The following is a 14,566-nucleotide window of genomic DNA, read 5'->3' as shown; positions in this document are numbered from 1 at the left end:
TCCCGGTTGTACTTCGATCAAACTGTGGGAGCGAGCTTGCTCGCGATGGCGGCCTGACAGCCGGCCCGGATGTTGTTGACTGAGTACATATCCATTGCTGCGGCAACGGCTACTCAGGGTTCCGCCCTGACGGCGGCTCACTTTTGAGAAGCGCAAAAGTAAGCAAAACGCTTCTGCCCCACCACTCGGTGCCTCGCCTAGGCTCGGCATGCCCTCACTCCGGCATTGCTCCGTGGGCCCGCCGCGAAGGGCCATCCATGGCCCAGCGCGGCTACCTCGGCATCCATGCCGAGGTGCCCACTACGCAATACCTACGTTCGGCCATCGTGGTTAACGGGGCGCCGAAATCAACGTCCACCGCGAGGCGGCCTGACAGCCGGCCTGGCTCTTGCGGGCGGTGTACACCATCAGACCTGTTTGGGCTGGACCTGTGGGAGCAAGCTCGCTCCCACATTTTGATTTGTGTTTATCGCAAACCATTACTCCAACCGTAACGATCCGCCGCTAAGCTTGATTGATGCCCTCGCCCCAACACTCCTAATGTGACCTCCACGACAGCGAACCCGTGGAGTGGTCATGACAACAACAATATCCCCCGACTCGCGCTGGACGCGGCGGCGCGGCGAAAAGCAGCGGCGTCTCGAGCTGGTGAAGGGGCTTGCCGACGGTGTGGTGTTGCCCACCGACAAGATCGTTGCGGCGTTGGAGGCGTTGATTCTGCCCGGCGACCGTGTGGTGCTGGAGGGGAATAACCAGAAGCAGGCGGATTTTCTGTCGCGCTCACTGGCCAAAGTCGACCCGGCGAAGCTGCACGATCTGCACATGATCATGCCCAGCGTCGGCCGGTCCGAGCACCTGGACCTGTTCGAACGTGGCATCGCCCGCAAGTTGGATTTTTCCTTCGCCGGCACCCAGAGCCTGCGCATCAGTCAGTTGCTCGAAGACGGTCTGCTGGAGATCGGCGCGATCCACACCTACATCGAGCTCTATGCCCGATTGGTGGTGGACCTGATTCCCAACGTCGTGCTCTCGGCCGGTTTCATGGCCGACCGCGCCGGCAATATCTACACCGGCCCCAGCACCGAAGACACCCCGGCGTTGATTGAGCCGGCGGCCTTCAGCGATGGCATCGTCATCGTTCAGGTCAACCAGTTGGTGGACGACGTCAGCGACTTGCCACGGGTCGATATCCCGGCCTCCTGGGTCGATTTCGTGGTGGTGGCCGACAAGCCGTTCTACATCGAACCGCTGTTCACTCGCGACCCACGCCACATCAAGCCTGTGCACGTGCTGATGGCAATGATGGCGATCCGCGGGATCTACGAAAAACACAACGTCCAGTCCCTCAATCACGGCATTGGTTTCAACACCGCCGCCATCGAACTGATCCTGCCCACCTACGGCGAATCCCTCGGCCTGAAGGGCAAGATTTGCCGCAACTGGACCCTCAACCCCCATCCAACCCTGATCCCCGCCATCGAAAGTGGCTGGGTCGAAAGTGTGCATTGCTTTGGCACCGAACTGGGCATGGAAAACTACATCGCCGCCCGACCCGATGTGTTCTTCACCGGACGTGATGGCTCGCTGCGCTCCAACCGCATGGTCTGCCAACTGGCCGGGCAGTACGCGGTGGACCTGTTCATCGGCGCCACTTTGCAAGTGGACGGCGACGGACATTCCTCGACGGTTACCCGTGGTCGCCTGGCCGGTTTTGGCGGTGCGCCGAACATGGGCCACGATCCGCGCGGTCGCCGTCACGGCACGCCAGCCTGGCTCGACATGCGCCACGGCGACGGCGAGGCGCCGCTGCTTGAGCGTGGCAAGAAACTGGTGGTGCAGATGGTCGAGACGTTCCAGGAGGGCGGTAAACCGACTTTCGTCGAAACCCTCGACGCGGTGGACGTGGCGAAGAAGGCTGGCATGCCCCTGGCGCCGATCATGATCTATGGCGACGACGTCACCCATCTGCTGACCGAGGAAGGCATTGCCTACCTGTATAAGGCCCGCTCCCTGGAGGAGCGCCAGGCAATGATCGCCGCCGTGGCCGGGGTCACCGCCATCGGCCTGCGTCACGACCCGAAAGACACCGCCCGCATGCGTCGCGAAGGGCTGATCGCCTTGCCTGAAGACCTCGGTATCCGTCGCACCGACGCCACCCGCGAGCTGCTCGCGGCCAAGAGCGTGGCCGATCTGGTGGAGTGGTCTGGTGGCCTCTACAACCCGCCCGCCAAGTTCAGGAGCTGGTAAATGCACGCCTTTAACCTGCAACCTGAAAGATTGTCTTTGGCCGAGCGTCTGGCCGATATCGCGGTGGATGCGCTGATCGACGAAGCCGACCTGTCGCCGAAACCGGCCCTGGTGGATCGTCGCGGCAATGGCGCCCACACCGATCTGCACCTGGGTCTGATGCACGCTTCGGCGCTGTCGCTGTGGCCGGCGTTCAAGGAAATGGCCGACGCCGCCCTTGGCTGTGGCGAGATCGGCTTGCCGTTGCGCGAAGCCCTTGGGCGGATCGGACGTGAGGGGGAAGCGGCGATGCTCGCGACTACCAACGGCGTGAATACCCATCGGGGGGCGATCTGGGCCTTGGGCCTGTTGGTGGCTGCGACGGCGTTGGAGCCTCAAGCCAGTGTCGCAAGCTCCGTCACTTTACGTGCCGCCCGCCTGGCCTTGCTCAACGACCGTTACGCGCCCCAACCCTTGAGCCACGGCGCCCAGGTAGCCCAACGCTACGGCGTGCGGGGAGCTCGGGAAGAAGCGCAATTGGCGTTCCCGGCCGTCACCGGTCTGGGCTTGCCGCAACTCAAGCGCAGTCGCGCGGCGGGCGCCGGAGAACAGAACGCCCGGCTCGATGCCTTGCTGGCGATCATGACCACCCTGGCCGACACCTGCGTACTTTACCGTGCCGGCGAGCCGGGTTTGCAGGCCATGCAACAGGGTGCCAAAGCGGTGCTCGACGCCGGTGGCAGTGCGAGCCTGGGCGGTCGTCGCCAGTTACACGCGCTGGACCAACAACTGATTGCCTTGAACGCCTCGCCCGGCGGCGCTGCCGACTTGCTCGCCGCCTGCCTGTTTCTCGACCGTATCGAACGCGGCGATGGCCTCTTCCCTGGAGTGTGCTGATGGAAACCTTATCCTTTGAATTTCCCGCCGGGCAGCCGCCTCGGGGCCGGGCGTTGGTGGGCTGCGTCGGCTCGGGTGATCTGGAAGTGCTGATCGAACCGGGCCTGGCGGGCAAACTGACCATCCAGGTGCAGACCTCGGTCAACGGCAGCGAACAACGCTGGCAGCACCTGTTTGCCCGCATGTTCGATGGTCAGACGCCGCCAGCCCTGTCTATCGACATCCACGATTTCGGCGCCACCCCCGGCGTGGTGCGCTTGCGCCTGGAACAAGGCTTCGAGGAGATCGGCCATGACTGACAGTGCAGCGTTGCTCAACAAGCACAGTTTCGTCGAACTCGGTGCTCGGCAACGGGCCAAGGCCCTGCTCGATGACGGTACCTTCCGCGAACTGCTCGACCCGTTCCAGCGGATCATGTCGCCCTGGCTGTTGCGCCAGGGCGTGGTGCCGCAAAGCGACGACGGCGTGGTGATCGCCAAGGGTTCGCTCGATGGCCTGCCGGTGGTGATCGCTGCCATCGAAGGCGCCTTCCAGGGTGGCAGCCTCGGTGAGGTCGGCGGCGCGAAGATTGCCGGTGCGTTGGAGCTGGCCGCCGAGGACAACCGCAAAGGCATCCCGACCCGCGCCGTGTTGCTGCTGGAAACCGGCGGCGTGCGTTTGCAGGAAGCCAACCTCGGGTTGGCGGCGATTGCCGAGATTCATTCGGCGATCGTCGACCTGCGCCAGTATCAGCCGGTGGTTGGTGTGGTGGCCGGCAGCGTCGGTTGCTTTGGCGGCATGTCCATCGCCGCCGGGCTGTGCAGTTATCTGCTGGTGACCCAGGAAGCGCGGCTTGGCCTGAACGGTCCGCAAGTGATCGAGCAGGAAGCGGGGATCGACGAATACGACTCGCGAGACCGGCCGTTCATCTGGAGCCTGACCGGCGGTGAACAGCGTTTCGCCACGGGACTGGTGGACCGTTATGCGGCCGATGATGTGACGCAGATCCGCCAACAGGTGAGCCAGTTGCTGCACCTGGGCGTGCCCGCCGAACACCGCAGCGGCCAGGCCGAGCTGTTCTTGCAGCGCCTGGCTCGATTGGACACGCAAGTGCAAATCGAACCGGCAGCGGTTCGCCAGTTGTATCAGGGAGAACGCCCATGAGTGCGTATTCATTAAGAGGCTTGCGCTGGTTCGAGGCATTGAGTGACGGCGCCAAACCGTTGGAAGGATTGCCCGCTTCGTTGAAAGTCGCCGATACCAAGCTGGGTGAGCACAATGTGCGCCTGCTGGCGGTGGTCGCTGATCCCGACAGTCGTTTTCCCCGCGCTCGTAATGGTGAAGTTGGCCTGCTGGAGGGCTGGGGCCTGGCCAAGGCGGTGGATGACGCCATCGACGCCGACCGCGATGCCCCCCACAAGCGTGCGCTGATCGCCATCGTCGATGTGCCGAGCCAGGCCTATGGCCGGCGCGAAGAAGCGCTTGGCATTCATCAGGCGCTGGCTGGCGCGGCGGACAGTTATGCTCGCGCCCGTTTGGCCGGGCATCCGGTGATCGGTTTGCTGGTGGGCAAGGCGATGTCCGGGGCGTTCCTTGCCCACGGCTACCAGGCCAACCGACTGATTGCCCTGCGCGACCCGGGCGTGATGGTCCACGCCATGGGCAAGGCCTCGGCGGCGCGGGTCACTCTGCGCAGTGTCGAAGAGCTTGAGGCGTTGGCCGCCAGCGTGCCGCCGATGGCCTATGACATCGACAGCTTCGCCAGCCTGGGGTTGCTGTGGGAAACCTTGTCGGTGGAGCAGGTTGAACAGCCGTTGGCGGAGGATCTGGCGCGGGTGACGGAGTGTCTGCTCCAGGCGATTGAAGATGTAGAGGCGGGCTCGCGTGATCTGAGCGGCCGTCTGGGGGCTTACAACCGCGTCGCGTCGAGCCGGGTTCGCCAACTGCTGAGAGAGCAGTGGTGAGTACGTATCTGGCCCATGACCTGCTGTGGGGGATGACTGCGCAGCAGTTGCCAGCGGATGCGCCGGCGTGGGTCATCGAGTCGATCACCGCCGGTCAACCGGTGGTGGTTCGGCGCGCGCTGACGGCACCGGATCAAATCGCGGTCGGTGTGCGCGGACGCTTACGCGAGCAGCGCTATGCAACGTCGATGGCGATCGCGGCGATTGCCCGTCGCGTCAGGCCAGAAGACCTTTGTCACGTTGCGTCGACTCGCGACTTGCCGGCCTTGCAGGCGCTGTCCCGACTGCGCCCGCTGCTCGACGCCAGCGGCTGCGTCTGGGGCGTCAGTGGTAGCGCCGGGTTCGAGCTCGCCAGTGGTATCGAGGCGTTGCATGAGCGCAGCGACCTCGACCTGATCCTGCGTGTGCCCCGCAGGTTGGGCCGTCTTCAAGCCAAGGCGTTGCTGGCGCAATTGCAAGCTTCGCCGTGCGCCGTGGACATGCAGCTGCAAACGCCTTTCGGCGCCGTCGCCCTGCGCGAGTGGGCGGGCTCGGCGCGCCGGGTCTTGCTCAAGGATGATCTTCAAGCGCGGCTGGTGAGCGATCCTTGGCAGCCGTCGCTGGAGCAGGTCGCGTGAGCAGTCTCTTGGTGTTTCCCGGCCAGGGTGCGCAGCGAGCAGGCATGCTCCATGGCCTGGCGCCGCAAATCCTGGGCGAGGCGGGTGATGTGCTCGGCGAGGACGTGCTGCAACTGGACAGTGCCGAGGCGTTGCAATCGACCCGTGCGGTGCAACTGTGTTTGTTGATCGCTGGCGTGGCGGCGTCTCGGCAACTGTTGGAACAGGCGCCTGCGCCGGACTATGTGGCGGGCCTGTCCATCGGCGCTTATCCGGCGGCGGTAGTGGCCGGTGCGCTGGGGTTTGATGATGCGTTGCGACTGGTCAGCCTGCGAGGCGAGTTGATGCAGCAGGCGTATCCGCAAGGCTACGGCATGACCGCGATCATCGGCCTGGACCTGGCGGCAGTGGAAGCCCTGCTGGCGCAAGTGCACAGCGCCCGCACACCGGTCTACCTGGCCAACATCAATGCCGATAACCAGGTGGTCATCGCCGGCAGCGACCAGGCCATGAGCACCGTTGCCAAGCAAGCGCGAAGCCAGGGTGCCGGGAAGGCGTGCCGGCTGGCGGTGAGCGTGCCGTCTCATTGCCCGTTGCTGGAGATCCCGGCGCAAGCATTGGCCCAAGCGTTTGCCAATGTGCCGTTGAAAGCGCCAACTCTTGGCTATCTCAGCGGCAGCCGCGCCCGGCCGATGATCAGCCCCGAGGCCCTGCGCGACGACCTGGCGTTCAACATGTGCCGCGTCGTCGATTGGCGTGGCACGGTGCAAAGCGCCTACGAGCGCGGCGTGCGGCTACAGATCGAACTGCCGCCCGGTGCGGTGCTGACCGGGCTGGCGCGCCGGGTGTTCGAGCAAGGCACCGTCATGGCCTTCGACGGTGCCCGGCTCGATACCCTGCAGGCGCTGTTACGTGAGGAGGGAAGCCGCCAACCCTAGACCCCCGACTCAGGCTGCGAATTACAAAAACAACAATTTCGACGATGCACTTTGAGGACTACAACAATGATTATTTACGGTGTGGCGCTGTTGGCGATCTGTACGCTGGCAGGGGTGATCATGGGCGACCTGCTCGGCGTTTTGCTCGGCGTCAAATCCAACGTCGGCGGGGTCGGCATTGCGATGATCCTGCTGATCTGTGCGCGGCTGTGGATGCAAAAACGCGGCGGCATGACCAAGGAATGCGAAATGGGCGTCGGCTTCTGGGGCGCCATGTACATTCCGGTGGTGGTCGCGATGGCCGCGCAACAGAACGTGGTCACGGCCTTGCACGGCGGCCCGGTGGCGGTGTTGGCGGCCATTGGTTCGGTGGTGCTCTGCGGTTGCACCATTACGCTGATCAGCCGGACCCACAAAGGCGAGCCCTTGCCCGATGAACCGGCGGAAGTCACGCCGCTCGGCACGCCAGTAGGAGGTCGCTGATATGTGGGATCTCATCGAGAAGGGCCTGGAACATAACGGCCTGATCACGGCGTTCGCCTTCGTCGGCGTGATCATGTGGGTATCGGTGGTGTTGTCCAAGCGCCTGACCTATGGCCGGATCCACGGCTCGGCGATTGCCATCGTCATCGGCCTGGTGCTGGCCTGGGTGGGCGGCACAATGACTGGCGGGCAGAAAGGTCTGGCCGATCTGTCACTGTTTTCCGGCATTGGTTTGATGGGCGGCGCCATGCTGCGTGACTTCGCCATTGTTGCCACGGCGTTCGAGGTGCAGGCCACCGAAGCGAAAAAGGCCGGGTTGATCGGTGCCATCGCGTTGCTGCTGGGCACGATTTTGCCCTTCATTGTCGGTGCGAGTATTGCCTGGGTGTTCGGTTATCGCGATGCGGTGAGCATGACTACCATTGGCGCGGGTGCGGTGACCTATATCGTCGGCCCCGTGACCGGGGCTGCGATTGGCGCCACGTCCGATGTGATGGCGTTGTCGATTGCCACCGGCTTGATCAAGGCGATCATCGTGATGGTCGGCACGCCCATGGCGGCGCGCTGGATGGGCCTGGACAATCCGCGCTCGGCCATGGTCTTCGGCGGCCTGGCCGGGACCGTGAGCGGCGTGACAGCCGGCCTGGCCGCGACGGACCGGCGGTTGGTGCCGTATGGCGCGTTGACGGCGACGTTCCATACCGGGCTAGGCTGCTTGCTGGGGCCTTCGTTGCTGTACTTCATTGTGCGCGGGATTGTCGGCTAGGTTCCGAATTTGTATCGCCTGTTCTGACGCTATCGCGAGCAGGCTCGCTCCCACATTGGATCGGTGTTCACAAATCCCTTGTGGGAGCGAGCCTGCTCGCGATGGGGGCGACTCGGTTTCAAGCCTGGCGATTGGCGTACATCCGGCATTCGGCCAACAACGCCAGCAAATTCGGATCGCGCTCCTTGGCCTTGAGAAACACCACGCCGATGTGCTGCTGCAACCGGTATTTTTCCTGCAACGGGATCAGTTTCACCCGATTTTCATACACCGCCGCAATCCTGCCCGGCAGCAACGCATAGCCCACCCCGGAGCTGACCATGCTCAACAGGGTGAAGATGTCGTTGACCTGCATCGCCACCTTCGGCTCGAACCCCGCCTGCTTGAACACCCGAATACCGTCCTGATGCGTGGCAAAACCCTGGGTCAAGGTGATGAACGTCTCGTCGCGCACCTCGGCCAGATCGACTTCGCTGCGTTGGGCAAAGGGCGAATCAGCTGGCGTGGCGAGGAAGATGTCATCGGAAAACAGCGCGATATGTTCGCAGTCCGGATCGTTCACGCTGTCATCCAGGGAAATCAGGATCGCGTCCACCTCCATGTTCTTGAGTTTGTACAGCAGGTCGATGTTCGAACCCAGGATCAGGTCGATATTGAGTTCGCTGCGGCGGATTTTCAGGCCCATGATCAACTGCGGCACGGTCTTGACCGTCAGCGAGTACAGCGAGCCGAGCTTGAAGCGCTCGGCGGAGAAACCGGCTGCTTCACGGGTCAGGCGCACACTTTCGACCACATCCTGGATCAGTTTCTGCGCCCGTTCCTCCAGCACATAGGCACTTTCCAGCGGCGTGAGGTTGCGGCCTTCGTGCTTGAACAGCGGGCAACGCAAGGCGCTCTCCAGCGAGTGAATGGCCCGGTGCACGCTGACGTTGCTGGTCTGCAACTCGGCCGCCGCCCGCGCCAGGTTGCCGGTGCGCATGAAGGCCAGGAACACCTCGAGCTTCTTCAGGGTCAATTCTTCGTCGATCAGCATGGGGCAGACTCTTATTCGTATCGCTCGATTGTGCCCTGTGGGCGCAAAGCTTGCTCGCGAAACAGGCGACTCGGTTTTGCAGGAACCGAGTTACCTTCATCGCGGGCAGGCCTTGCTCCCACAACAAGCAAAACATTGCACTTTGCCGCGCCAAGCCTGAGCCTTGGCGTCTGTTCTGGAATGTGAGGTGGGATTGGATGTATCACGGCGAACGACTCAATGCCTGGACGCACCTGGTCGGGGCGGTGGCGGCTTTCATCGGGGCGGTGTGGCTGCTGGTGATTGCCGGGATGGCTGGCGATCCGTGGAAGATCGTCAGCGTGGCCATCTACGGTTTTACCTTGCTGGTGCTCTACAGCGCTTCGACGGTTTACCACAGCGTGCGCGGGCGCAAGAAAGCGATCATGCAGAAGGTTGATCACTTTTCCATCTACCTGCTGATCGCTGGCAGTTACACGCCGTTCTGCCTGGTGACTTTGCGCGGGCCGTGGGGCTGGACGTTGTTCGGGATCGTCTGGGGACTGGCGCTGATCGGGATTCTGCAGGAGATCAAGCCACGTTCCGAAGCGCGGATCCTGTCGATCGTGATCTATGCGGTGATGGGCTGGATCGTGCTGGTGGCGGTCAAACCGCTGTTGGCGGCCCTGGGCAGCGCCGGGTTTGCCTGGCTGGCCTCGGGCGGCGTGCTGTACACCGTGGGCATTATCTTTTTTGCGCTGGATCACCGGCTGCGCCATGCCCATGGGATTTGGCACCTGTTCGTGATCGCCGGCAGCCTGCTGCACTTCGTGGCGATTTTGCTCTATGTGCTCTGACGCCTGAACGCCGTTGATCCATTGTGGGAGCGAGCTTGCTCGCGATGGCGGTGGATCAGTCGGCATCCGTGTTGGATATTAAACCGCAATCGCGAGCAAGCTCGCTCCCACATCGATCTTCAGTGGACGCAGGAAACTAGAAATCCCCCCACAACTGCTGCGCCACCGCCAGCGCCACCACCGGTGCGGTTTCCGTGCGCAGCACGCGGGGGCCGAGGCGGGCGGCGTGGTAGCCGGCGGTCTTGGCCTGTTCGACTTCGGCGTCCGACAAACCGCCCTCGGGGCCGATCAGGAACGCCAATGCCTGCGGCTTGGCATGGCTGACCAGCGGCTCGGCCACCGGGTGCAGTACCAGCTTGAGCTCGGCCTCGGTCTGCTTCAGCCAGTCAGCCAGCAGCAGCGGCGGATGGATCACTGGTACGGTCGAACGCCCACATTGCTCGCAAGCGCTGATCGCCACCTGGCGCCAGTGCAGCAGGCGCTTGTCGGCGCGTTCGTCCTTGAGGCGTACTTCACAGCGCTCGCTGAAAATCGGCGTGATCTCGCTGACCCCCAGTTCCGTGGCTTTCTGTATCGCCCAATCCATGCGCTCGCCCCGGGACAGGCCTTGGCCGAGATGGATGTGCAACGGCGATTCAACCTGCCCGGCGAACTGCTCGTCCAACTGCACCCGTACGCGTTTCTTGCCAACTTCGGCCAACGTGCCGCGAAACTCTTGGCCGGAGCCGTCGAACACCTGCACCGCATCGCCCTCGGCCATGCGCAGCACCCGGCCGATGTAGTGGGCCTGGGCTTCGGGCAACTCGTGCTCGCCAAGGCTCAGGGGCGCGTCGATGAAGAAGCGGGACAGTCTCATGTTTTTTTCTCTCGATCGTTCCCACGCTCCGCGTGGGAATGCCGCCATAGGACGCTCTGCGTCCGCTGTGGATGTGACGCGGAGCGTCACGGGATGCATTCCCACGCAGAGCGTGGGAACGAGAAGTTCAGGGCTCAGCCGGGGTCACGATAGCCCGGATGAAAATCCTTCGGCACCGCCACGCTGACTTTGTCCCGGGTGGCGATGTCGATGCCTTCGCTGGCCACTTCTGCCAGGAAATCGATCTGCTCCGGGGTGATCACATACGGCGGCAGGAAATACACCACGCTGCCCAGCGGGCGCAGCAACGCGCCGCGCTCCAGGGCATGCTGGAACACCGTCAGGCCGCGTCGCTCCTGCCATGGGTAGGCGGTCTTGCTGGCCTTGTCCTTGACCATCTCGATCGCCAGTACCATGCCGGTCTGGCGCACCTCGGCGACGTTCGGATGGTCGGCCAGGTGGGCGGTGGCGCTCGCCATGCGCTGGGCCAGGGCCTGGTTGTTTTCGATGACGTTGTCTTCTTCGAAGATATCCAGCGTCGCCAGGGCCGCCGCACAGGCCAGGGGGTTGCCCGTGTAGCTGTGGGAGTGCAGGAAGGCGCGCAGGGTCGGGTAGTCGTCGTAGAAGGCGCTGTAGACCTCGTCGGTAGTCACGCACGCCGCCAGCGGCAGGTAACCGCCGGTCAGGGCCTTGGACAGGCAGAGGAAATCCGGCGTGATGCCGGCCTGCTCACAGGCGAACATCGTCCCGGTGCGGCCGAAGCCGACGGCGATTTCATCGTGGATCAGGTGCACGCCGTAGCGGTCGCAGGCTTCGCGTAGCAACTTCAAGTACACCGGGTGGTACATGCGCATGCCGCCGGCGCCCTGGATCAGCGGCTCGACGATCACCGCCGCGACGGTGTCGTGGTGCTCGGCGAGGGTCTGCTCCATGGCGGCGAACATGTTGCGTGAATGCTCCTCCCAGCCCATGCCTTCAGGGCGGTGGTAGCAGTCAGGGCTGGGCACCTTGATCGTGTCCAGCAGCAGCGCCTTGTAGGTTTCAGTGAACAGCGGCACATCGCCCACCGACATCGCCGCGATGGTTTCGCCGTGGTAGCTGTTGCTCAGGGTGACGAAGCGTTTTTTATCCGGCTGGCCGCGATTGATCCAGTAGTGAAAGCTCATCTTCATCGCCACTTCGATGCAGGACGAGCCGTTATCGGCGTAGAAACACCGGGTCAGGCCCTCGGGCGTCATCTTCACCAGGCGCTCGGACAGTTCGATCACCGGTTGATGGCTGAAGCCGGCGAGGATCACGTGCTCCAGCTGATCGACCTGATCCTTGATCCGCTGGTTGATGCGCGGGTTGGCGTGGCCGAACACGTTGACCCACCAGGAACTGACGGCATCGAGGTAGCGCTTGCCTTCGAAGTCTTCCAGCCACACGCCTTCACCGCGCTTGATGGGGATCAGTGGCAGGCGTTCGTGGTCTTTCATCTGGGTGCAGGGATGCCACAGCACCGCGAGGTCGCGTTGCATCCACTGGTTATTCAGGCCCATGTACAGTCTCCTCGAGGCGGCTCGCGGCGGGCGCGGGCAAAACAATCGCGCAAGCCTATGCAATGGCGGCCCTGGGGACAACCCATTGTGTCGTTCGCGCTACTTTGAGCAAGGCGATAGACGCCGCTGGCGGCGCTTTGATGGCTGACGTATTCTTCGCCGTCTCTGAGCCGACTGGCTCGAAAAATCGAGAGCCGCCTGGCTCGAAAAACTGAAATTACCTACGTTTACTCCGGAGTTCGTTGAATGTCTGCTGGTTGGCTGCGCGCCTGTGCGCTGGTGATGATAGGGCTGTTCAGCGTTTCGGCGCTGGCCAAGGACAAGCAACCGACGGCCATCGTCGTCGGAGGCGGCCTGGCGGGGCTCACGGCGGCTTATGAGCTGCAGAACAAAGGTTGGGCCGTGACTCTGCTGGAAGCCAAACCGAGCCTGGGCGGTCGTTCGGGCATGGCCACGAGCGAGTGGATCGGCAACGAGAAGACTCAGCCGGTGCTGAACAAGTACGTCTCGACCTTCAAGCTGAGCACCACGCCGGCCCCGGAATTCGTGCGCACCCCCAGCTATCTGATCGACGGTACCTACTACACGGCCGCTGACCTGGCGACCAAGCAGCCGGCAACGGCCGAAGCCCTCAAACGCTACGAAACCACCCTGGACGATCTGGCGCGCTCCATTGAAGACCCGCAGAACCCGGCGGCCACCGGCACCTTGCACTCGCTGGACCAGATCACCGTGTCCAATTGGCTTGACCGCCTGCAACTGCCGGCCACTGCGCGTCAGTTGGTGAACCAGGAAATTCGCACCCGCTACGACGAACCTTCGCGCCTGTCGCTGCTGTATTTCGCACAACAGAACCGGGTCTATCGTGGCGTGTCCGACCGTGACCTACGGGCTTCTCGCCTGCTCGGCGGCAGTCCGACCCTGGCCCAGGCCTTCGTCAAACAGCTGAAAATCATCAAGACCAGCTCGCCGGTATCGGCCATCTCCCAGGACAAGGACGGCGTGACCGTCAAGGTCGGCAGCGTTGGTTATCAGGCGGATTACGTGGTGCTGGCCGTGCCGTTGCGCGCGCTGAACAAGATCCAACTGACCCCAGCCCTGGACGCCCAGCATCAAGGCGCGATCAAGGGCACCAACTACGGCTGGCGCGACCAGATCATGCTCAAGTTCAAGACCCCGGTCTGGGACAGCAAGGCGCGCATGTCGGGTGAGATCTACAGCAACACCGGCCTGGGCATGATGTGGATCGAACCGGCCATGAAGGGCGGCGCCAACGTGGTCATCAACCTGTCCGGCGACAACGCCCGGGTGATGCAGGCCTTCGGCGACAAGCAGATGGTCGATCAGGTGCTGATCCGCCTCCACGCGTTTTATCCACAGGCACGTGGGGCGTTCACCGGTTATGAAATCCGCCGCTACAGCACCGACCCGTCCATGGGCGGCGCATACCTGGCCTTTGGTCCGGGCCAGATCAGCAAATACTGGCGCCTGTGGGAAAAACCATTGCAGCGCATAGCCTTTGCCGGCGAACACACCGACACTTTGTACCCGGGCACCCTGGAAGGCGCGTTGCGCAGCGGTCAGCGGGCAGCCAGCCAGGTTGAAGACCTGGCGGCGGGCAAGTCGTTTGAACCGGCCAAGGTCGCGCCAGTTGCAACGGCAGCAGCGGCCGGTGCGGTGGCGGCGAAGAAAGGCAACTTCTTCAGCAACCTGTTTGGTGGCTCGGATGACGACAAGAAGCCGGAGCCGGTCAAGGCACCCGAGCCGGTAGCGCCGCCAGCCCCGACACCTGCTCCAGCGCCAACCCCGGCGCCTGCGCCGGTGGAAGCGCCGAAGCCCGTGGCCCCAGTAAAAGCCGAGCCTGCCAAGAAAGCACCGGCGAAGAAACCGGCAGCCAAGACCCCGGCAAAAAAAGCCCCGGCCAAGGCGCCGGTGAAAAAGGCTGAACCGGCGAAGAAGCCAGTGGCCAAACCGGCGACGACTACTGAGACCCAGGCTCAGTAACGTTCAGGCGTAAAAAAGCGCGGCCCAAGGGCCGCGTTTTTTTATCCGGCATTAGGCGTGCACTGACGCTGCCGCCCAGAGCCCGGGGTTGCGCAACGAGCGCTAACGTCCTACACGCCTCGGCGACATATCGGAAACTTCCCACCAAACAAGGGGATGGAAGTGATAGAGCACACCCGGTCATCGGCTTTAGGCTCCTCAAAAAACTGGAGCGTTTATGAAAATTCTAATAGCGATGATCATGTTGGTAGCACTTTCAGGATGTGTATCTGGCGAATGCCGGGACCCTTTAACAATTCCGATGATCCCAAAGAGAGATCCGCAGCTAGCGTACAAGTGCACAATCGACCCATTTAAGCCTGAGTGCTCGGTGAATTAGTACTTCAAGCTCTCCGGCTCTCCCCGGGTGTACCTATCGCCCATTACGCACCGTATTGCCTTTAATCTTTCCTTAACCCACCCCCTCCA

14 protein-coding genes are annotated in these 14,566 nt (G+C 63.0%); 11 read left to right on the top strand and 3 right to left on the bottom strand.

Annotation, left to right across the window (positions count from 1 at the left end; translation table 11 throughout):
- Positions 1-576 precede the first annotated feature (576 nt).
- From mdcA to madM, 9 genes are all read left to right on the top strand, one after another.
- Positions 577-2,247 (top strand): malonate decarboxylase subunit alpha, encoded by a 1,671-nt coding sequence (gene mdcA, locus J9870_RS27470; protein ID WP_135847609.1) that lies wholly within the window; start codon positions 577-579, stop codon positions 2,245-2,247.
- The gene (locus J9870_RS27465) at positions 2,248-3,123 is read left to right on the top strand and encodes a triphosphoribosyl-dephospho-CoA synthase (protein ID WP_210641753.1); all 876 of its coding nucleotides are present in this window, start codon (positions 2,248-2,250) and stop codon (positions 3,121-3,123) included.
- Entirely contained in the window at positions 3,123-3,422 is a 300-nt protein-coding gene (locus J9870_RS27460) for a malonate decarboxylase subunit delta (protein WP_003206454.1), read from the top strand. The genes J9870_RS27465 and J9870_RS27460 overlap by 1 nt, the downstream gene beginning before the upstream one ends.
- Complete coding sequence (locus tag J9870_RS27455; protein WP_135847607.1) at positions 3,415-4,266, top strand: biotin-independent malonate decarboxylase subunit beta; 852 nt, start codon at positions 3,415-3,417, stop codon at positions 4,264-4,266. The genes J9870_RS27460 and J9870_RS27455 overlap by 8 nt, the downstream gene beginning before the upstream one ends.
- Positions 4,263-5,066 (top strand): biotin-independent malonate decarboxylase subunit gamma, encoded by an 804-nt coding sequence (mdcE, locus tag J9870_RS27450; RefSeq protein ID WP_210641751.1) that lies wholly within the window; start codon positions 4,263-4,265, stop codon positions 5,064-5,066. Before J9870_RS27455 ends, mdcE begins: the two co-directional genes overlap by 4 nt.
- Complete coding sequence (locus J9870_RS27445) at positions 5,060-5,683, top strand: malonate decarboxylase holo-ACP synthase (protein WP_210641749.1); 624 nt, start codon at positions 5,060-5,062, stop codon at positions 5,681-5,683. The genes mdcE and J9870_RS27445 overlap by 7 nt, the downstream gene beginning before the upstream one ends.
- Positions 5,680-6,600: a malonate decarboxylase subunit epsilon gene (gene mdcH, locus J9870_RS27440; RefSeq protein ID WP_210641748.1), complete on the top strand. Its 921-nt coding sequence runs from the start codon at positions 5,680-5,682 to the stop codon at positions 6,598-6,600. Before J9870_RS27445 ends, mdcH begins: the two co-directional genes overlap by 4 nt.
- A 66-nt stretch (positions 6,601-6,666) precedes the next feature.
- The gene (gene madL, locus J9870_RS27435; RefSeq protein WP_109755109.1) at positions 6,667-7,083 is read left to right on the top strand and encodes a malonate transporter subunit MadL; all 417 of its coding nucleotides are present in this window, start codon (positions 6,667-6,669) and stop codon (positions 7,081-7,083) included.
- A 1-nt stretch (position 7,084) separates the two neighbouring features.
- Complete coding sequence (madM, locus tag J9870_RS27430; protein ID WP_176688977.1) at positions 7,085-7,849, top strand: malonate transporter subunit MadM; 765 nt, start codon at positions 7,085-7,087, stop codon at positions 7,847-7,849.
- A 118-nt stretch (positions 7,850-7,967) separates the two neighbouring features.
- Here madM and J9870_RS27425 read toward each other — a convergent pair whose 3' ends face one another.
- Positions 7,968-8,882: a LysR substrate-binding domain-containing protein gene (locus J9870_RS27425; RefSeq protein WP_109755107.1), complete on the bottom strand. Its 915-nt coding sequence runs from the start codon at positions 8,880-8,882 to the stop codon at positions 7,968-7,970.
- 197 nt (positions 8,883-9,079) lie between these two features.
- On the opposite strand from J9870_RS27425, the gene J9870_RS27420 reads away from it, so the two are divergent.
- Positions 9,080-9,697: a hemolysin III family protein gene (locus J9870_RS27420; RefSeq protein WP_210641746.1), complete on the top strand. Its 618-nt coding sequence runs from the start codon at positions 9,080-9,082 to the stop codon at positions 9,695-9,697.
- Between the two features lie 136 nt (positions 9,698-9,833).
- Here the strand turns inward: J9870_RS27420 and J9870_RS27415 are convergent, their stop codons facing one another.
- A complete protein-coding gene (locus tag J9870_RS27415) occupies positions 9,834-10,553 on the bottom strand; it encodes a 16S rRNA (uracil(1498)-N(3))-methyltransferase (protein WP_210641744.1) in 720 nt (239 codons plus the stop codon).
- A 134-nt stretch (positions 10,554-10,687) separates the two neighbouring features.
- Positions 10,688-12,094, bottom strand: a complete 1,407-nt coding sequence (locus tag J9870_RS27410; RefSeq protein WP_210641743.1) for an adenosylmethionine--8-amino-7-oxononanoate transaminase — start codon at positions 12,092-12,094, stop codon at positions 10,688-10,690.
- 246 nt (positions 12,095-12,340) lie between these two features.
- Between J9870_RS27410 and J9870_RS27405 the strand changes: the two genes are divergently transcribed.
- Positions 12,341-14,098 carry a flavin monoamine oxidase family protein gene (locus J9870_RS27405; RefSeq protein ID WP_210641740.1) on the top strand — a complete coding sequence of 586 codons (1,758 nt, stop codon included), beginning with the start codon at positions 12,341-12,343 and terminating at the stop codon, positions 14,096-14,098.
- Positions 14,099-14,566: the final 468 nt, after the last annotated feature.

The sequence above is a fragment of the Pseudomonas sp. Tri1 genome, assembly GCF_017968885.1.
In the GTDB taxonomy this organism is placed as follows: Bacteria; Pseudomonadota; Gammaproteobacteria; order Pseudomonadales; family Pseudomonadaceae; genus Aquipseudomonas.
Note: the sequence above shows the minus strand (reverse complement) of the source record. Positions and strands in the feature narration are given on the sequence as shown.